We start from the raw sequence: 19,042 nt of genomic DNA, 5'->3' as shown, positions 1-19,042 counted from the left end.
GGCCCCGGATTCACGTCGTGTCTGACTTTGACGCTAGTTGCGGAAGCGCAGCAGCAGCTCGGCCTGCAGCGGGCGGCTGCGGCCGGACACCAGGCCGTAGTCGCTGTTGGTGGGCGCCCAGCGGTCGTAATAGAACGTCGGGTCGGTGTTGTTCAGCGCGTTCACCACCATGAGCGTCAGCTCCAGCTTGTTGGACATCTGGAACAGCCGGCCGATGTCGTAGCGCGCCTGGGCGTCGATGACGAACTGGTCCGGGTTGCGCAGCTCGGAGATGGTGGTCGGGTCGTTGAAGTTCGGCGTGCCACGGTTGGTGGAGAAGCCGGTGCCGCGCGGCGAGCGGTACAGGGTGGTCCTGTCGGGGTAGGACACCGACTGGTTCATCCACAGCGGCGTGCCCGTCAGGTAGCGGGCGCGGATGCCGAAGTCCAGGCCGAAGCTGGTGGTGTAGTTGACCGAGCCCTTGAAGGTGTGGCGGATGTCGTCGGGCGTCGCGCCCTCGAACAGGTACTTCATGCGCGGGTTGGCGCCGTAGCCGTCGAAGTAGGTGTCCACGGTGCCGTTGTTGAAGCCCAGGGTGTAGCTGGCCAGCAGGTCCCACCCGCCGGTCCGGCCCTGCACCCACAGGTCCATGCCCTTGTAGTCACGCCAGGCGTCGTCCGGGTTGTGCACCAGCACCTGCGAGCCGGTCTTGCTGGGGTCCACGTAGCCCACCACGCGCGTACCGGAGGCGTCCCAGATCTGGTTCACCTCCTCGTCGACCCACAGGTTGTTGTAGCGGCGGTAGGTGACGTCCAGGCCCAGCACGGTGCCCTCGGTGATTTCGCGGTGCAGGCCCAGGCTCAGCTCGTCCACGCTGGGGGGCGTGTGCGTCTTGTCGAAGGTGCGGCGGGCGAGGCCACCGGCGCGGGTGCAGTTGGTGTTGCTGGGATCCAGCACCGTGTCCGGGGTGCACTCCACGAAGGCGCCGTTGACGACCTTGGCCGACATCTGGATGGGCTCGGGGTTGGCGTGCTGCGCGACATACACATCACCCACCTCGTTGGAGCGGCCGTAGTGCGCCTTGAGCAGCGTCTTGCGGTCGCCGGTGATGTCGTACGTGGCCGACAGGCGGGGACCGATGCCCACCAGGTTGGTGACGAACTGGTTGTCGTCCGCGTACATCCGGCCCACGTCCGCGCGCAGACCGGCCACCAGCGTCAGGTAGCGGTTGACGGTCCAGCGGTCCTGGACGAAGGCGCCGAGCTGCGCCACCGAGGCGCTCGTGGTGAGCGAGCCCGGCTGGCCATCCAGGTTGTAGTAGGTGGTCTTCGACTCGCAGCCGCCAGCGGCCACATCGTCCGGGTTGCACACGCCGTTGCGGTCGAAGTAGCGCACGTTGCCGGTGTTGCCCACCTGCAGGCGGCCCGTCAGGTAGCCCAGCTGCAGGCCGCCCTTCATCTGGTGCGCGCCCGCCTTGAAGAGGACGGTGGGGTCGAACTGGAAGCGCCACTTGTTCTCGTTGGTGTAGTTGCCCCAGGAGCCCGTGAGGAAGGAGTTGTTGCCCAGGTCGACGTGCGCGGGGACGTTCAGGTCCTCGTTCTGCGGACCGATGAACGCGCGCTTGTTGGTGGCGCCCGTCTGGAGCTGGAAGAGGACGTCCTGGCTGATGTTGCGGTCGTAGTTGGCGATGATGAAGGTGCCGCCACGATCGATGCGCGACTCCGCCTCCAGCGAGGTCGTCGCCCGGGAGGAGTTGTTGCCGATGACGTTGTCATCCATGCTGAAGGCCACGGACAGACGGTCCTTGTCCGTGGGCTGCCAGGTGAGCTTGAGCCGGCCCATGCGGGTGTTGGTGTCCTTGGGGCGGTTCTCCTGGACGCCATTGACGGTGAGCGGCGTCTCCTGGTTGCTGATGTTCCACTGACCGCTGACGTAGAACCACAGCCGGTCCTTGATGATGGGACCGCCGAAGGCCAGCATCGGCGAGTAGAAGTCGGTCTCCGACTGCGGGGTGCTGCTCTGCAGGAAGCCGCCCGTCGAGGGGGTCTGGTTGGTGGCGGAGCTCGCCTTGGCGTTGCTCCAGGCCGGCGACAGGATGATGGTGGCGTCGTAGGTGAACTTGTTGGAACCGCTCTTGGTGACGACGTTCTCCACCATGCCCAGCGCGTTGTACTGCGCGTCCAGACCGCCGGTGATGACCTCGAAGTTCTCCACCGCGTAGAAGTTCATCGGCGAGGTGATGGAGCCGTCGGACACGTCCGTGGTGTCCATGCCGTCCACGTAGAACTTGCCGTAGCGCGACAGACCGCCGCGGCTGCTCGGGGCGTTGCCCGGGCCCACGCCAGCCACCAGCTGCGGAATGGCCTGCACCTGGGTGAAGACGGGGATGGACGCCACCTTCTCCGAGGTGACGACGGCGCCCGTCTGCGCCGAGTCGGGGTTGATGATGGGGTTGACCTTCTCGACGATTTCATAGGTGGCCACCGCCTGCGTCTCGGTGAGCACCTCCAGCTTCACGTCCACGGGGGTCGTCTGACCCAGGCGGATGATGATGCCGGTCTTCTTGATGGGGGTGAAACCCTCCACCTTCACCTCGAGGGAGTAGCCCTCGCCCGGGGGCAGCTGGCCGAACTCGAAGCGGCCGTCCTCACCGCTGGTGCGGGAGATGGGCTGCTGGAGCGCGGGGCCGCTGATGGTGAGGGGCACCTCGGACAGCGGGGTGCCGGTGGGGTCGTACACGTAGCCGGAGACGCGGCCGTAGTTCTCGCCCGCGGCGAGCGCGGACAGTGGCAGGACGGTGAGCGCCAGCAGTGCCAGCAGCAGGCCCCGGCCACGGAGCAGGGTGGTGGTCGTCATGAATGAAATCTCGGGGGAAGAGGAGGGGCTCACTGCGGGCTGCTCGCCAGGAACATCACGCCGTTGAGGGTCTTGACCGTCGTCATGTCGAGCGCGTCCGCGGCGCACGGCGGGTCGTAGCAGAGGCTCGTGTAGTTGCTGCCCGCGGGCGGGACGAGCTCATACACCCGCACCACCGGAGACCAATTCGCCTCGCCGGGCTTCGCCTGGAACACGAACTTGGAGTTGTAGACCGGGGTCCTGTCGGCGGCGGCGGCCTTGAGCCACACGGCGTCCATCGCCTGGAAGTTGCCGGCCTCGTCCACCGTCACCGCGCCGCTGTCGAAGTAGGCCAGCTGCAGGCCGCGGTACCACCCGTACTTCAGCTCGGCCGGAGCGGGATAGGGGGCATACGTCGTGTCGACGATCGCGCGGAAGGCGAAGGACTCGCCCTCGGCCGCGCTGCCGCCGAAGTCACCCTCCGTGAGGGAGGTGAGATCCTTGATGGCGTTGCAGGGCTGCTGCGCCGTGCCCGTCCAGGGCTTCACCTTCACCAGCGGCACCACCAGCGTGCTGGTGCTGGTGGTGCTCGAGGGCAGCCCGTCGAACACGGAGTACTGCGTGTCCTCGCGGTACGCGTCCGTGCGGACGTCGTACTCCTTGCCCGTCTTGCACCCGTCCGGGAAGTCATACGCGGTGATCTTCACGAACTTGGCCGGCACCGCCGGACGCTGCAGGGCGTCCTTGGCGAGGTTCGCGTTGTCCTTGGCGATGGTGCCCAGGAAGAAGTAGGAGAACTGCGTCCCCCCGCTGTAGGCCTTCTGCGCCTCGAAGGGGCACTTGTCCCGCTTGTTGGAGCCGCAGGTGGCGTGGGGCTGGAACTTCGCGTCGAGTCCGGTGGCGTCGATGGTGCCCCGATACGGATCACCCGGCTGAGCCGAGCCGCCACAAGACACGGCACCCAACGCCATCATCAGCGTCAGTGCCCATTTCTGCTTCGTTTGCACGAGGAGCCTCTCTGGGGAGAGTGGGGAGATTGGGGGAGGCCTCGACATGGGCGTTCTGAAGTGAACGCGCGCCGCTGCCGGGAAGGCCATGTATCAACACTTGGGACTTTTTTCCAACCGGGCACCCATTTTCACGTGCAGTTCACATCCTGACCGGGGGGGTAGGGGAGACACCGGGCCGGAGTGTGGTATGAGAGGGAGACCTTCAGCCCCCAGATCTCATGTTCGCGCAGCAGACCGCTTCTCAGTCTTCCCACCTGTTCGGTCCTACCCTGTTTTCCGTGGTAGTCCACGCTGGCGTGATCGGGGTGCTGTTCCTCTTCGCGAGGCCCCAGGAGAAGCCAGTGGAGGAGAAGGAGGTGGCCGTGTCGCTGATGCGATCACTGCCGCCCCCGCCGCCCCCTCCGCCGCCCGCGGGTGTGCGCTCGGTGGTGCAGCGCAAGCCCACGCCTCGCAAGGAGGTGGTGATCCGCCAGCCGGAGAAGATCCAGCCGATCATCGAGGAGAAGCCCAAGGAGCCGGAACCGGAGCCGACGCCCGAGCCGGAGCCCGAGGCCGAGCCGGCCGCGGAGGATGCTCCGGCCGGAGTCGAGGGCGGAGTGCAGGGAGGCGTCGAGGGCGGCGTGGTGGGCGGAGTGATTGGGGGCGTGGTGGGAGGGCAGCTCGGCGGTCAGCTCGGGGGAACGGGCGAGGAGCCGGTGAAGCCCAAGAACGTGCCGCCCTTCGTCATCCAGCGTGACGTGGTGCGCCAGACGCCGCCGCGCCTGTCCGAGGTCTTCAAGCAGTCGCGCCGCGGTCAGGGCACGCTCAACGGCATGTACCGCATCTGCGTGTCCACGGACGGCAGCGTCTATGAAGTGACGCCGGTGAAGGCCGTGCCCGGCGCGGACGAGGACATCATCGCGGGCATCAAGGAGGGCTGGCAGTACAAGCCCCAGAAGGTGCCGGTGTGCTTCCTCTACAACATCCCCATCACCATCCAGTGAGGGGGGCGCGCGCCTAGCGGCCCTTGATGTAGCGGCCCGACTGCTTGTCGATGAGCTCCAGGCCCGCGCGGGCCTCGCGGCACTCGGGCAGGAGCTGGAGGGCGCGCTCGAAGCTCTCGCGCGCGCGATCGAAGAAGCGGGTGCTGAGGTACTGGTGGCCCCGGCTCACCAGCTCCATGGCCTGGTTGCGAGGCGTGGGGGATGCCTTGGCGGCCTTGGCGAACAGGTCGAGTGCCTTGGCGTAGTCCGCGGACTCCAGCGCGAGCATGCCCAGCTTGTAGAGCTGGAGCGCCATGGCGGCGGGCAGGGGTCCTCCGCGTGGCGTGGGCAGGGACGGGGTCTTCACCTCGGGCGAAGCGGGCGCGGCCGGCGTCACGGTGGGCACGGCGCGCGACGGTGGAGACGCGACGGGCACGCCGTGCATGGGTGTCAGGGCGGGACCGGGGCGTGACGGGGGCGGGGTGGTGGGCACGCCGTGCACGGGCGTCAGGGCGGGACCGGGGCGTGAAGGGGGCGGGGCGGCGGGCACTCCGCGCGAGGGCGGTGCCACCGGAGCTCCGGGACGCGGGGCGACGGGCACGCCGTGGACGGGAGTGAAGGCGGGGCCGGGACGGGGTGGAACCGGCGCGGGAACCGGGGCGCTCGGGGTCTCGCGAGGTGGCACCACCGGGGCGGCCGGTGTCTGGGGCCTGCCAGGAGCGGCTCTCGTGCGAGCCAGCTTCTCGCTCCACTCGCGGCGCTTGTCCGGGTGGGAGAGCACCTCGAAGGCCTTCTTCGCGCTCAGGAAGGTCTCCAGCGCCTGGGCCTTCTCCGCCTCCGACTTCGTCCGCAGCCGGTCCGGGTGGGACTTCGCGGCGATGGTCAGGAAGGCCTTGCGGATGGCGGGCAGGTCCTCCGTGCCCTGGAGCCCGAGCACCTCGAAGGGATTCTTGTCGTGGAAGGGTGAGAGGTCCTGGGGCATGGGGAAACCCTCTCAGGGCGAGCTGGCGGTGGGAGGGCGCAGCGTCGCCTCGGCCTTGCGGCCGGTGGCGGGCTCGCGCGCGGTGACCTGCAGCAGGCCATCCGCGTCGATGGTGAAGTCCACGGCCACCCGCACGGTGCCGGCCGGCGCGGCGGGCAGTCCCGCCAGTTGCAGCTCTCCCAGGTAGCGGTTGCCTTCCACGGTGGGCTCCTCGCCCTGGTAGACCTCGATGTCCACGTGCGTCTGGTGGTCGAAGGTGGTGGCGAACACCTTCGTCTCTCGCGTGGGGATGGTGGTGTTGCGGGGGATGAGGACGCTGAAGCGGCCACCCTCGGTGCGGATGCCCAGGCTGCGCGAGAGCACGTCCAGCAGCAGCACCTTGGGCTCCTCGGGCGAGGTGCCGGCGACGATGTCCGCCTCCAGGGCGGCGCCGACGGCCACGGCCTCGTCGGGGTTGACGGAGCGCTCGCCGGGCCGGCCCAGGTACTTCTCCGCGCGTGCGCGCACCGCGGGCATGCGCGTCATGCCGCCCACCAGGATGGCGCGGTGGATGTCCTCCACCTTCAGGCCCGCGTCCTGGAGGGCCTGCTCACAGGGGCCGCGCAGCCTGTCCAGCTCCTTGGACACCAGGTTCTCCATGAGGGTGCGCGAGAAGGAGGGGATGGACAGGTGCAGGGGCCCCTCGGGGAGGGTGGCGAGGAAGGCCAGGTCGATGGACGTCTGGTCCGTCTCGGACAGGGTGCGCTTGGTGGACTCGGCGGCCTCCTTCAAGCGCCAGAGGGCCTCGGGGTTGCCCGTCAGGTCCATCCCGGTCTGCTTGAGGAAGATGCGGCGCAGGGCCTCCACCACCAGCTCGTCGACGTTGTCGCCACCCAGGAAGTTGTCGCCGCAGGTGGCGAGCACCTGCACCACCTCGCCCTCCACGTGCAGCAGGGAGATGTCGAAGGTGCCGCCGCCCAGGTCGAACACGGCGATGTTCTCCGGCTGGGACTCGTCGAAGCGGCAAGCGAGCATGGCCGCCGTGGGCTCGTTGAGCAGCCGGTGCACGGTGAGCCCGGCGCGCTGGCCGGCGTTCTTCGTCTCCTGGCGCTGCACCTCGTCGAAGTAGGCGGGCACGGTGATGACGGCGCCGTCCACGCTCTGGCCGAGCTGAGCCTCGGCGCTCTCCTTGAGGTAGCGCAGCACGTGGCTGGACACCTCGGCCGGCGTCATCACCTGGCCGTGCACGCGCACCGCGGCGTTGCCGGAGGGGTCCGCCACCACCTCGTAGGGCAGCAGCTTCGTCATCCGCTGCACGGCTGGATCCGAGAAGCGCCGGCCGATGAGCCGCTTCACGCTGAAGACGGTGTCACGGGGGTGGAGCACGGCCTGGCGGCGGGCCGCGCTGCCCACCGTCACCTTGCCCGAGGCATCGAAGCCGACGACGGACGGGGTGGTGCGCTCTCCCTCGCGGTTGGGCAGCACGCGGGCATGTCCCGTGGCCGGATCGACCACGGCCATGCAGCTGTTCGTCGTGCCCAGGTCGATTCCGAGAACGATTCCCATACGCCCCGTCCCTCCTGGCCCACCTCTAGGCCGCCGCCAGGAGCCCTACCTCGGTGAAGAGCAGCGCCACGCGGCGCAGAGCTACTTCATCCTCCGGACGCTTGAGTTCCGCAAGCGCGGAAGACAGGGTATTTCCGGGCTTGTTGAGCAGTGACGCCGCGCGCAGCTCGGAGGCCGAGAGCGCCAGGTCGCTGGCGGCCACCGGCGCGTCCAGGTTGCGGAAGAGGGGCTTGTGGCGCAGCGGCTCCTGCTCCCGCACCAGCCGCTCCAGCGGGTAGTGCGCGCGCAGGCCCTCGTTGAGCAGCGCGAGTCCTCCCAGCCGCTCCTCGGAGCCGTCGGTGATGGGGGCCTCGCGCTCGAAGAAGGCATAGCGGCCCCGCGTCCAGCCCAGCAGGCCGAGCGCCACGGTGCGCTGGTGCTCGCGCGACCACTCGGCCAGCTCCGCGGGGGAGAGGACCCGGGAGGCGAGCAGCGCGTCCATCAGCCGGCCGGAGAAGGGGCGCGTGCTCTCCACCGCCCGCTGCCACTGCTCCGCCGTCAGCTTTCCCGTGTGGAGCAGGAAGGGGCCGAAGCGGTCCGCCGCCACGCTCGAGCGCACCGCGATGACCTGGCCCGCCTTGAGGAAGAGCTCCTTGTGGGCGTGGTTGTCCGCGAAGTGGAGCCGGCCGGTGGCCTTGGACAGCATGAGCCGCGCCATCACCCGGAGCGCCGGCGCCAGCGTCAGGTTCCCGGCATAGCGGGGCGGGGGGGCCTTGGCGAGCCGGGCCGCGAGGCTCTCCTGGGCCGAGGCCGCCGCGGCGCTGAAGCGGGCGAAGGCGGAGGGCGGCAGGAAGGGCCCGCCGGCCTGGGACACCTGTGCCTTCGGAGACAGCTTTCCGGCGGCGAAGAGGAGCTGCACGTCGTCCTCGCCCAGCTTCGAGAGGGCGAGGCCTCCACCCGGCTCGCGGACCGCGTACGTGGGCGCGGCGGCGGACGGGGCCACCGGGGCGGGGACCTCCTGTGCCAGCAGCTCCGGGGGGATGGGCGGCTGCACCGGAGGGGTGCGCACCTCGGGCTCGTAGGTGCTGGCCATCAGCGCGGCCAGGTCGCGCTGGGACACGCGCAGGCCGGCGGACAGCAGGAACTCGTCGAGCGCGTCGAGCGCGTCGGCGGCCGTCTGGAAGCGCTCGTCCGGGTTGGCGAGGATGCACCGGTTGACCACCGCGCACAGCGGCTCGGGCAGGAAGGGGGATGCGTCCTGCAGCCGCAGGGGCCGGGCCTTCAGCGCCACCGTCTGCTTGAGCACGTCCATCATCGGACCGGGCTTGAAGGCGGGCCGGCGCGCCAGCATCTCGTAGAGGGTGATGCCCAGGGCGAAGATGTCGCCGCGCCCGTCCGCCTTCTTCCGGGCGAGCTGCTCGGGCGGGATGTAGCCCGGCTTGCCGCGCACGTTGTTCGTGGTGTCCGCGTTGCCCACCAGCGCCACGCCGAAGTCGAGCAGCTTCACCTCCCCCTCGAAGGACAGGAGGATGTTGGTGGGGTTGACGTCGCGGTGCACCAGGTGGAGCGGCTCGCCGGCGGCCGAGCGCGCCCGGTGCGCGTAGTCCAGTCCCTTGAGCACCTCCATGGCGATGTAGCAGGCCACGTGCACGGGGATGCCCTGCCCCCGCGTCGACACGCGCCGCAGGACGTCATGCAGGTCGCGCCCATGGATGAACTCCATGGCGATGAAGTACTCGCCGCGCTGCTCTCCGAAGTCGAAGATTTGCGCGATGTTCATGTGCTGGAGGAGCGCCGACAGCCGCGCCTCCTCGATGAACATCTTCACCGCGGACTCCTGCTGGGTGGCCTCCGGGAGCACGCGCTTGACCACGACGGGCTTGGCGAAGCCGCCCGCGCCGAGCGCCACGCCCCGGAAGATGTCCGCCATGCCGCCGCGCCCCAGGTGGCTGAGCAGCACATAGCGGCCGAAGCGCGCCGGCAGTGTGGTGTCCCCGGACGGCGCCATGCTCATTTCTTACCGGGTCCGCCGAGGTCCTTCTCCTCGACGAGCATGTCGTTGAACATGTCCTCGCTGATGACGAGCGTGCCGGGGCGGCTCACCACCTTCATGGCCATGCCGGGAAGGGGGGCGGGCGTCTTGGAGGGAGGCGGCGGAGCGACCCGCGCGCTCGCCTTGGGCATGGTGGACAGCGGCGCCACGGGAGGCACCAGCGGCGCGAGCGGCAGGGCGGGCACGGGCGGCGGTGCCGCGGGCGGCGGCGCCACGAGCTCATCGAGCGGGCCGAGCATGATCTCCATGCTCGGAGGCCGGTTGTCGGGGGCCAGGGGCTCCACGGAGATGGGCGGCGGGGTGTACGGCATGTCCGGGGCGCTCTCGCCCAGCGTCTCCAACAGGCTGTCGGCCAGCTGCATGGTGCTGTTGCCGAACATCGTATTGGACGCCTTGGGCTTCGGGGCCTGCGCCGCCGGGGTCTTGCTGGAGGTGCCGAGGGGAACGACGCTGACGGGCGCCGGCACGGGCTTGGGCGCGGTGGGCGTGGACGGGGTGGAGGCCGCCGCCGAGTCCCCGGTGAGCAGGACGATCATCCTGCGCAGGTCCTCGATGGTCTGCTCCTTGGCCGTGAGCGTCTGCTCGCGCTCGGCCAGCCCCTTCTCGAGCTCGGCCACCCGGTGGGCGAGCCGATCCCTCTCGGCGCGCAGCTTGGGCAGGCCCTCGCTCTCGGCGCGCAGCCGCTGCAGCTCCTCCTGCTGCGCGGGCGACGGACCCGAGGCGCCCGCCTGGCCTCGCGCCTGCTCCCGCAGGGTCTCCAGCTCGCGCAGCCACATCCGCTTCTCCTCGCGGGCGATGGCCTCCAGCTCGCGCTGCTCCTCGTCGCGCCGGGCCAGTCCGTTGCGCAGCCGCTCGCCCAGCCCGCCGAGCCCGGAGATGAGCTCCTTGAGTCCGCGGCTGGCCCGCTCCAGGCGTTTGACGCCCTGGCCCTGCTCCTCGATGCGATCGTTCAGCCGGTTCAGCACCGTCGGCGGCGTCTCGCGCGTCGCCGCCGTCTTGCGCAGCTCGTCGCGCTGCGTCTCCAGCCGGTTGAGCTCCTGCGTCGCCTGCCGCAACAGGGGGAACACCAACTCGGCGACGCTCTCGGCCTGGCGCCCCAGCTCGATGCAACCCTGCCGCGCCCCCTGGAGGTCCGCCGAGGCGTCCGCGGATGACTCCATGCTGGTTGGGTTCCTCATCACGCTCCTCCACTCCCTCCTTGATGCGTGCCGTCGTCGAACCGCGCGCCCCGGGCATGATACCCCACCCACCCCTCGGGGGCGTCATGGGGTCGCGGGCCTGGTCGTCAGAGCACCAGCCTGCTGGATGGTCGTCATTTCACCTGCGAATGAGACGCTGGCACACCAGGCGGGCGTGACGGCGCTTCCACGGACCGGGACGACGGGGGGACGTCGGGCCGCGGGGGCAGGGGCAGGGGCGGGTAGGGCTCGAAGTTCTCCAGCGCCAGCTGCCCGAGGTCCACGTTGGTCTCCGGCAACCGCTCGATGTCCTCGGCGAACCAGGGCACGTCGGCGCTGGCGGCGGGGGCTGGCGTCGGCGGCCGTACGGGCGCCGGGGTGGAGGGGGCGGACCCGGGCTCGGGCTCGGGCTCGTAGTCGATGTCCCGCTGCGACAGCTCCACCGTGATGGTGTGCGCGGGCGCCGGGGTGGGCTCCGCTTCCACGCGCCGGGGGCCGGGGACCTCCACCATGGGCCGGCGGCGGGGCCTCGCCACTCCCGGACCGTCGGCCGAGGGGCCTGGGAGGGGGGGCGCCGAGGGCTCCACGGGACGCACACTCACCTGCAGGGCGGCACCACAGCCCGCGCAACGGATGACCTGCGTGCCCTGGCTCACGGCGGGCAGCACCGTCGCGCAACGTGGGCACTGGGGACGGGGGGCCGTGGCGGCCGAGGGAGCCTCTGCGGTCATTCGCTCATCACGCTTCGAGAAACACGGCCGGGGCATCCACGCGTGTCGAGCTCGGCGTTACACCCTCGGCACATCATTCCGCAATGATACTTGATGGTCAATGTGACCCTGCCCGCGCCCCCCGTCATGAGAGGAGTGCAAGCAAGCGGGCATTGGCCTGTGGGGAGGATCCGATATGGTTTTGACCCGTGCGCGGGCGGGAGGAGACTTCCGGCGTTCGCCTGCTTCGCCCGTTCAGGATGCCGAGGTTCCCCCATGTCCTTCTCGCAGTTGCTGGCTCAAATCCCGATGTTCGAGCACCTCGCGAGCGAGGAGTTGGACAACCTCTCCGCGTTGCTGCAGCAGCGGCGCTACAGCAAGGGCGAGGTCATCTTCCACCAGGGGGATGTGGGGACGGCGCTGTTCATCGTGCGCAAGGGCGAGGTGGCCATCCGCCTGAGCTCCGCGGAGGGCAAGGAGGTCATCCTGGCGCTGCTGGGCCGGGGGGATGCCTTCGGGGAGCTGGCGCTGCTGGACGGGGAGCCGCGCTCGACGGACGCGGTGGCGCGCGAGGAGACGCACCTGCTGAGCCTCCACCAGGAGGACTTCCGGCGCTTCTTGAGCGAGCGCCCGCAGGTGGCCATGGGGCTGCTGGCGGTGCTCAGCCAGATGGTGCGGCGCGTCACCCAGCTGGTGCATGACTCGGCCTTCCTGGACGCGCGCGCGCGTCTGGCACGGGTGCTGTTGGACCTGGCCCGGACGCAGGGCCAGCCCAACGCCGGCGGCGGAATCGTCATCCCCAAGCAGCTCACCCAGGCGGACCTGGCCAACCTGTGTGGCGTGACGCGCGAGAGCGCCAACAAGTGGCTGCGCTTCTACGCCCGCGAGGGGCTGCTGTCGTACGAGAACGGGCAGATCACCCTGGTGGACCCCGAGCGGCTGCGCCGCGACGTGGTGGACTGAGGTGGGGAGGAGCCCGCGCCCCCCGCGCGGTCTCGACTCCCGAAAACATGGGCGGAGGCCGCGCCCCCCAGCGTGGCCTCTCCTTCCCCTGGGAACTTGGACGGTAGGCCACACCCCCCGGCATGGCCATGGTGTCGGACCTTGTTCCATCCCCGCGCCCTGTGGCCATCCCCCCTCAGGCATGGCCCCGGTCGTCTCGGGTACGGCGTTCGGGTCCAACGGGCATCGAGTCCCCGTTCCCAGGAATGTTGATACCGCGAGGACCTCCCCCGGGGCTGTGAATCACCTCACTGAGGGGGTGTGAAACCGTTCACAGACACGGGGGCGTTTTCATGTCTGCCCCCGGACACGCTTCCCCGGGGGGCGCGCCACCGCCGGGCGGAGGGGCCGCTGGGGATACACCGGACGCGAGCGGGTTTCCACCCGCGGGGAACTGGAAGGGTTTCCCGGCTCCAGGAGAATTCCAGTGCTGGACATTGGACCTGGATTTTCCAGGATCAATCCCACGCGGGTGAGGCCAACACGATGACAGTGCGCGGCAAGGTGCTGCTGTTCGCGTCCGTAGCGGTGGGGCTCATCGTCCTGGTGGGCGCCTTCCTCTTCGTCCTGGCGGACCGGGGTCGGGCGAGCATGGAGCGGATGCTCGCCATCCAGAAGCAGACGGAGCTCTACGGCCGGATGACGGACGAGTCGCTCGGGTATCTGCACGAGCTGCTCCAGGCCCATGGGACGGGCGGCGACACCCGGGCCCTGCTCGCGGAGCGGGAGAAGCAGGCAGAGCAGGGCTTCTCGCACCTGCGGGAGCTGGTCCGCCAGGAGAAGAAGGACGCGACCGAGGCGGAGGAGCTCGTCCGCATCGACCAGCTCCAGCGGGCCCACCTGGACTGGCTGCGGCGCTCCGAGCGGAGTGTGCGGGAGGCCCCGGCGGGCTCGGAGGCCACGCTGCTGCACGGAGCGCTCTCCTCCTTCCGCGCGCAGGTGGCGCCCCTCCTGGAGCGGGCCTGGGACCTGGAGCGCGCGGAGCTGGATGCCCACACGCAGGAGGGCCAGCGGGCGCTCCGGATGGGCCGGGCCTGCGGGCTGCTCGTCCCCGGGGTGGCGCTGGGGCTCCTGTGCTCGCTGGCGATCGCCATCTACCTGACCATCCGCCGCTCGCTGCTGGAGATGCTGCGGGGCGCGGAGCGTCTGGGCTCGGGCGACCTGAAGACCCTGCTCCCGGAGGGAGGCCGTGACGAGTACGGGCAGCTCGCGCGCTCCTTCAACCGCATGGCCGTCCAGCTCCAGGAGGCGCTGCGGGAGCGGGAGCGCTCCAACGCCCTCCTGGAGGAGACCGTGCACCAGCGCACCGCCGAGCTGGAGCAGGCCAACGCCCGGCTCACCGAGAGTCTCACGCAGCTGCAGGCCACCCAGTCCCAGCTCCTCTTCGCCGACCGGCTGGCCACCATCGGCCAGCTCGCGGCGGGCGTGGGGCATGAGATCAACAACCCGCTCGCCTTCGTCCTCAGCAACCTCAACTACGCCCAGCAGGTGGTGACGGACCTGGATGCGGCGCCCACCGAGGTGGAGCGCAGGGAGTTGTTGGAGTCACTCGCCGAGGCGCGCGAGGGCGCCGAGCGCGTGCGCCTCATCGTGAGGGATCTCAAGATGCTGTCCCACCCGGACGACCGCGAGAGCGGACCGGTGGACCTGGTGAAGGTGGTGCGCAGCGCGGCGAAGATGGCGGCGCATGAGATCCGCGACCGCGCGCGGCTGGTGCAGCTGGTGGAGAACGTGCCGCCGGTGCGAGGCAACAGCGCCCGCCTGTGCCAGGTGTTCCTCAACCTGCTCATCAACGCGGCGCACGCCATCTCGCCGGGCGCCGTGGAGCGCAACGAGATTCAACTCGTGGCCCGGGTGGAGGACGCCCAGCGAGTCACCGTGGAGGTGCGCGACACGGGATGCGGCATCCCCGCGGACAAGCTGGAGCGCATCTTCGAGCCCTTCTTCACCACCAAGCCCGTGGGCCAGGGCAGCGGGTTGGGGCTCTCCGTGTGTCAGCGCATCATCTCCTCGCACGGGGGAGACATCTCCGTGGAGAGCGAGGTGGGCCGGGGCACCACCTTCCGCGTGAGCCTGCCGATGCACGGCGGCGAGGCTCGCGCGTGAGGGGGCCGGCCCGCCTCGTCCCCACCGGTTCTCACCAGGTGGCGCCGAAGTTGAGGGTGCCCGTGTAGCTGCCACCCTTGCTGAAGGTCTCGCCCACCGGCAGGGAGACGTCGGCCGTGGGCACGGCGGCGAACTCCTGATCGAAGAGGACGTTGTAGTTGATGCGCGCGTCCGCGGTGAAGTTGCCGGCGTACAGGCGCAGCCCCGCGCCCACCGGCACGTTGCCCACGTTGTCATCCTGGAAGCCCGGGGCGCTGCCGCGGACGTTGTAGTGGCTGAGGCCGAGTCCGGCGAGCAGATAGGGCTGCAGCGGGGCGGCGGTGAGGCCCACGGTGGCCACGGCCTGGCCGCCATTGCGGATGATGTCCGGGCCGCTCGTCGTCACCGAGGCGGCCACCGAGTTGCGGTCGAAGTTGTTCACCGCTCCGGAGTAGCCGACCTCGAGCCCCAGCACCTTGGTGGGCTTGAGGACCAGGGTCGCCCCGTACGCGACGCCAGGGTTGATGTCCGATGCGAGCGCGTTGGTGTAGCCCTCCACACCGCCACCGAGCTGCACGGTCAGTCCGCGCATGTCCGCGTTGGCCTCCCGGCGCTCCTGCGCCACGGCACTCCCGGCCCACAGGGTGAGCACCGCCACACCAGCGATCAGCTTTCTCGTCATTTATTCCTCCTTGGACGGGGGAAAGCTGGTGGGCCTCGGCGTGCGTGCAAATGGGCAGGCGGCGGACCAGGCGCTCGTTCGTGCCACGCTCGCCTTCGAGGGCGTTCGAGCCAGGGAGCCCCTCAGCCCTGGGGCCGCCCGCTCGCATGGGGGGCGAGCACGCCGTGGAAGGTGGCCATCACCGGCGTGGGCACTCCGGCCGCCCGGCCCCGGCGCACCACCGAGCCCATCAGCGCCTCCACCTCCAGCCGCTTGCCCTGCTCCAGGTCCACCAGCAGCGACGCACGTGTCTGCGGAGGCAGTCTGGCCAGCTCTCCCACCAGGAGGTCCGGAGTCCGGCTCACGGTGACGCCCTCGGCGGCGGCGACCCGGATGACCTCGGAGGCCGCCTCCTTATATGTGTCGAGTGCCGGCTGGCAGTCGCGCAGCACGCCGATGGGCAGGCGGGTGCTGCCGGTGAGCCCGGCGAAGGGCGCCAGGAAGACGAGCTTGTCCCAGAGCGACACGCGGGCATCGGCCACCGCGTCCGTGTGGATGCCGGCTCCGGCGAGCACGTCGCGCAGGGTGGCCACCCGCGAGGACACGCGCGAGGTGTCACCGAAGTACTCGCCGAAGGTGATGCGCTGGTGCGTGCCCGTCTGGGTGAGGACTCCGGGCTCGGCGATGGCAGCGGAGATGTAGGCGGAGCCGCCGAGCACCGCCTCCCGGCCCACGGCGGCGGCCACCTCGTCGGGGCTGTCCACGCCGTTCTGCAGCGTGAGCACCACCGCCGTGCTCCCTCCCAGGGCCGGTGTGTCGGACGCGGCCACCAGCGTCCTCACCGCCGGGAGCGCACCGGCGATGTCGTACGTCTTCACCGCCAGCATCACCACGTCCACCGGCCCCACCCGGGCCGGGTCCGACTCCGCTCGCACCTGGACGCGCACGTTCCCGGTGGGCGTGCGGAGCTCGAGCCCCCGCTGGCGCAGCGCCTCCAGGTGCGCGCCCCGCGCGAGGAACGTCACGTCATGGCCCGCCTGGACCAGCTTCGCGCCGAAGAAGCCGCCGACGGCGCCGGAACCCACGATGGCGAATCGCATGGTCGCGGAAGATAGGGGCCCTGAAGATTTCTTGCGCGATTTCCCGGGCGTCGGTGTTCGACCTGTGACCGCTCGTGTAGGAGCACCGCCGCAGGCCCATGGACCCAGACCGTTTCACCACTCTCTACCGCACCTACGGGCCCACGCTGTACGCCCGCTGCCGGCGCATCCTGGGCGACGACGCCGCGGCGGCCGATGCCACCCAGGAGACCTTCCTGCGGCTCTACAAGCACCTGGACCGCGCGGCCGACAACCAGCACGCGCTCGCGTGGATCTACCGCGTCGCCACCCACTACTGCCTCAACCAGGAGCGCAACCGTCGCCGCCACGCCGAGCCCGTGGCCGAGTTGCCCGAGCTCGGCGGGCCCCACCTGGAGCAGGTGCTGCTCGATGCCGACCTCGCCCGCCGCGTCATCGCCCGCGCTCCCGAGAAGGTCGCCGCCGTGGCCTGGCTCTACCACGCGGAGGGGCTCGGCCAGGACGAGGTCGCCGAGGTGCTCGGCATCTCCCGCCGCACCGTCGTCAACCGGCTCGCCGAGTTCGAGAAGAACGCCCACAAGTTCGCCAGGAGGAGTGACGCATGAATCCCGCGCAGGCCCACCTCTCGAGCCTGGAGCTCGATGCGCTCGCGCTCGACGCGCTCCCTTCCCCGGAGAAGGAGCGGATGGCGGCGCACCTCGGCACCTGCGCCACGTGCCGCCAGCGCTCCGAGCAGAACGCCGCCCTGAAGGCCCACTTCACCCGCCATGTCCTTCCGCATCACCTCGCGGATCCGCGGTGGCGTCCCTCGCCGTGGGCCCGCTGGGGCGCGCTGTTCGCCCGGGTGGTGCCCGTGCTCGCGGTGGCCGGACTCGCGCTCTTCCTCGTGCTGCCCCGCGAGGCCGTGCACGAGGCGCCGGACCTGGCCGTGAAGGGCGGGGCCACGCTCCAGGTCTTCGTGCACCGCGACGAGCGCGTGTGGAAGGCCGGGGAGGGCGAGCCGCTCGCTCCGAAGGATCAGATCCGCTTCCAGGTGGAGTCCGGCGGGCTGCCGTACCTGATGGTGGTCTCCATCGACGGCGCGGGCAAGCCGAGCATCTACTACCCCTTCAACGGGCTGAAGAGCGGCCCCGTGGAGACGGGCGAGGCGGTGGCGCTCCCCTACAGCATCATCCTGGACGCCGCGCCGGGACCGGAGCGGCTCTTCGCGCTCTTCTCCCGCGAGCCCCTCCAGGCCACCACCGTGCGCGCCGCGCTCGAGGAGATAGGATCCGGTGGCCCGGCCGCCATCCGCGCCTCCACGCGCCTGCCCGTCGAGGCCGATGACCAGGCCTCCTTCCTCTTCGAGAAAGCCACGCCATGAGCCCGCGACTCCTGCTGCTCCCCGTCCTGGCCGCGCTGCTGGTGGGCTCGCCCGCGCTCGCGGACACCCGCCGCGTCGCAGTGCTGGTGGGAAACAACGTGGGAAGTGGAGACCGGCCGCCGCTGCGCTTCGCGGAGACCGATGCAGGCAAGATGGCCCGTGTCCTCACGGAGCTGGGAGACGTGGCCCCCGATGACCTCTTCCTCCTCCAGGGCAAGGGACTGGCCCAGCTCCGAGACACGTTGAACCTCGCCACCCGGAGGATCTCCTCCTGGCGGGGCGAGCCGGGCACCCGCGTCGTCCTCCTCTTCTACTTCTCCGGGCACTCGGATGGGGTGGCGCTCGAGCTGGGCCGCGAGCGCCTCACCTTCACCGCGCTCCGCGAGTGGTTGGAGCGCACGGGCGCCGAGGTGCGGCTGGCCGTCGTCGACAGTTGCCGGAGTGGTGCGCTGCTGCGCGCCAAGGGGGGCACGCCCGGCCCGGCGTTTCAAATCAAGCTCGCGGACGACGTCGCCAGCGCGGGGCAGGTGCTGCTCACCTCCAGCGCGGAGGACGAGGTGTCGCTGGAATCGAAGGAGATCGGTGGCTCCTTCTTCACCCACCACCTGGTGTCGGGGCTGCGGGGCGCGGCGGATGCCTCGGGCGACGGACAGGTGACGCTGACCGAGGCCTACCAGTACGCCTTCTCGTGCACCGTCACCGCCACCTCCAACACCTTCACGGGCGGCCAGCACCCGGCCTACGACTACCGGCTCTCGGGACAGGGAGACCTGGTGCTCACCCAGGTGCACACGCCGGCCTCGGCCCTGGAGCTGCCCGAGGGCTTCGAGCGTGCGCTCCTCATCCAGATATTGCGCGACCAGATCCTGGTCGAGCTGCCCGCGGGCGCTCCGCGCAAGGTGGCCCTGCCTCCGGGCGAGTACGCGGTGAAGGTGTGGCGCGGCGGCAAGCTCCACCGGGCTCGCGTGCGCGTGGGCACCGGAGAGGCGAAGCAGCTCCGGTGGGAGGAGCTTCCCGCCGAGGCGGGACCGACTGTCGCGGCCAGCGCCAAGGGCGAGGAGCCCGAGCTGGAGGTTCCCGTTCCGGAAGTGCCCGTACAGGCGGAGCCCGTGGTGCCCTTCATCGAGGGCGCGGAGCTGACCCTGGGGCCGGGCGTGCGCGGGACGGCCGCGCTCGGCGGGGAGCTGATGCCGCTGGCCCACCTCTCGTATTCGGGAAGGGGGACGCTCCGGCTGGTGGCGGGGCTCGAGCTAGGCAGCCTCCGCGTGGGAGAGATACGTGAGACGGTGGGACAGCTCTCGCTGGGCCTGCGCTGGAACGTGCTGGGCAGGCCCGGGGATCGCTTCCAGGCCTATCTGGGGATGGCGCTGGTGGGACAGCTCATCCACCAGACCTCGGGGGCGCAGGTCATCGGCTGGCTGGTGAGCCCCGGTCTCGGCCCCTGGGTTGGCGTGCGGTGGCCCTTGTCGGACAGCGTCCTGGCCCTCGCCGAGGTGCATGCCCCCATCACCCTGCTCAAGCGTCAGGACGGGCCGACGTCCACGCAGCTCATCCCCAGCGGCCGGCTCGGCGTGGCCTTCGTGCTGCGCTGACGCGAAGAAACCTTGCGCATTCCCTCC

Annotated in this window: 15 protein-coding genes; 6 read left to right on the top strand and 9 right to left on the bottom strand. The window is 70.4% G+C overall.

Annotation, left to right across the window (positions count from 1 at the left end):
* Window positions 1-33: 33 nt before the first annotated feature.
* The gene (locus tag JRI60_RS48745; protein WP_204222921.1) at window positions 34-2,835 is read right to left on the bottom strand and encodes a TonB-dependent receptor; all 2,802 of its coding nucleotides are present in this window, start codon (window positions 2,833-2,835) and stop codon (window positions 34-36) included.
* A gap of 29 nt (window positions 2,836-2,864) precedes the next feature.
* The gene (locus JRI60_RS48740) at window positions 2,865-3,821 is read right to left on the bottom strand and encodes a hypothetical protein (RefSeq protein WP_204222920.1); all 957 of its coding nucleotides are present in this window, start codon (window positions 3,819-3,821) and stop codon (window positions 2,865-2,867) included.
* A gap of 281 nt (window positions 3,822-4,102) precedes the next feature.
* Between JRI60_RS48740 and JRI60_RS48735 the strand changes: the two genes are divergently transcribed.
* Window positions 4,103-4,807: a PaxA gene (locus JRI60_RS48735; protein ID WP_239470180.1), complete on the top strand. Its 705-nt coding sequence runs from the start codon at window positions 4,103-4,105 to the stop codon at window positions 4,805-4,807.
* A 13-nt stretch (window positions 4,808-4,820) separates the two neighbouring features.
* Here the strand turns inward: JRI60_RS48735 and JRI60_RS48730 are convergent, their stop codons facing one another.
* From JRI60_RS48730 to JRI60_RS48710, 5 genes are all read right to left on the bottom strand, one after another.
* Window positions 4,821-5,768 carry a J domain-containing protein gene (locus JRI60_RS48730; RefSeq protein WP_204222919.1) on the bottom strand — a complete coding sequence of 316 codons (948 nt, stop codon included), beginning with the start codon at window positions 5,766-5,768 and terminating at the stop codon, window positions 4,821-4,823.
* Window positions 5,769-5,780: 12 nt separating this feature from the next.
* Window positions 5,781-7,313, bottom strand: a complete 1,533-nt coding sequence (locus JRI60_RS48725) for an Hsp70 family protein (RefSeq protein WP_204222918.1) — start codon at window positions 7,311-7,313, stop codon at window positions 5,781-5,783.
* A 25-nt stretch (window positions 7,314-7,338) separates the two neighbouring features.
* Window positions 7,339-9,300: a serine/threonine protein kinase gene (locus JRI60_RS48720; RefSeq protein ID WP_204222917.1), complete on the bottom strand. Its 1,962-nt coding sequence runs from the start codon at window positions 9,298-9,300 to the stop codon at window positions 7,339-7,341.
* Window positions 9,301-9,302: 2 nt separating this feature from the next.
* A complete protein-coding gene (locus tag JRI60_RS48715; RefSeq protein ID WP_204222916.1) occupies window positions 9,303-10,523 on the bottom strand; it encodes a hypothetical protein in 1,221 nt (406 codons plus the stop codon).
* Between the two features lie 134 nt (window positions 10,524-10,657).
* On the bottom strand, window positions 10,658-11,254 hold the full coding sequence (locus JRI60_RS48710; protein ID WP_204222915.1) for a hypothetical protein: 597 nt from the start codon (window positions 11,252-11,254) through the stop codon (window positions 10,658-10,660).
* A 255-nt stretch (window positions 11,255-11,509) separates the two neighbouring features.
* Here JRI60_RS48710 and JRI60_RS48705 point away from each other — a divergent pair, with 255 nt between their 5' ends.
* Together JRI60_RS48705 and JRI60_RS48700 are read left to right on the top strand one after the other, a co-directional pair.
* A complete protein-coding gene (locus tag JRI60_RS48705) occupies window positions 11,510-12,196 on the top strand; it encodes a Crp/Fnr family transcriptional regulator (protein WP_204222914.1) in 687 nt (228 codons plus the stop codon).
* A gap of 525 nt (window positions 12,197-12,721) precedes the next feature.
* Window positions 12,722-14,341, top strand: a complete 1,620-nt coding sequence (locus JRI60_RS48700) for a sensor histidine kinase (RefSeq protein ID WP_204222913.1) — start codon at window positions 12,722-12,724, stop codon at window positions 14,339-14,341.
* Between the two features lie 31 nt (window positions 14,342-14,372).
* Here the strand turns inward: JRI60_RS48700 and JRI60_RS48695 are convergent, their stop codons facing one another.
* Both JRI60_RS48695 and JRI60_RS48690 read right to left on the bottom strand, forming a co-directional pair.
* The gene (locus JRI60_RS48695; RefSeq protein WP_204222912.1) at window positions 14,373-15,002 is read right to left on the bottom strand and encodes a hypothetical protein; all 630 of its coding nucleotides are present in this window, start codon (window positions 15,000-15,002) and stop codon (window positions 14,373-14,375) included.
* Window positions 15,003-15,124: 122 nt separating this feature from the next.
* A complete protein-coding gene (locus JRI60_RS48690) occupies window positions 15,125-16,081 on the bottom strand; it encodes a ketopantoate reductase family protein (RefSeq protein ID WP_204222911.1) in 957 nt (318 codons plus the stop codon).
* A 98-nt stretch (window positions 16,082-16,179) separates the two neighbouring features.
* Here JRI60_RS48690 and JRI60_RS48685 point away from each other — a divergent pair, with 98 nt between their 5' ends.
* Genes JRI60_RS48685 through JRI60_RS48675 form a run of 3 tightly spaced genes read left to right on the top strand, consistent with a single transcriptional unit; the run spans window position 16,180 to window position 19,015 of the window.
* Window positions 16,180-16,665 carry an RNA polymerase sigma factor gene (locus JRI60_RS48685; RefSeq protein WP_204222910.1) on the top strand — a complete coding sequence of 162 codons (486 nt, stop codon included), beginning with the start codon at window positions 16,180-16,182 and terminating at the stop codon, window positions 16,663-16,665.
* Window positions 16,662-17,423 (top strand): DUF4384 domain-containing protein, encoded by a 762-nt coding sequence (locus JRI60_RS48680; protein WP_204222909.1) that lies wholly within the window; start codon window positions 16,662-16,664, stop codon window positions 17,421-17,423. Before JRI60_RS48685 ends, JRI60_RS48680 begins: the two co-directional genes overlap by 4 nt.
* Entirely contained in the window at window positions 17,420-19,015 is a 1,596-nt protein-coding gene (locus tag JRI60_RS48675; RefSeq protein WP_204222908.1) for a caspase family protein, read from the top strand. Before JRI60_RS48680 ends, JRI60_RS48675 begins: the two co-directional genes overlap by 4 nt.
* Window positions 19,016-19,042 lie beyond the last annotated feature (27 nt).

The sequence above is a fragment of the Archangium violaceum genome (assembly GCF_016887565.1).
Classification (GTDB): domain Bacteria; phylum Myxococcota; class Myxococcia; order Myxococcales; family Myxococcaceae; genus Archangium; species Archangium violaceum_B.
The sequence above is the reverse complement of the archived record's forward strand: the minus strand, read 5'-3'. Positions and strand labels throughout refer to the sequence as shown.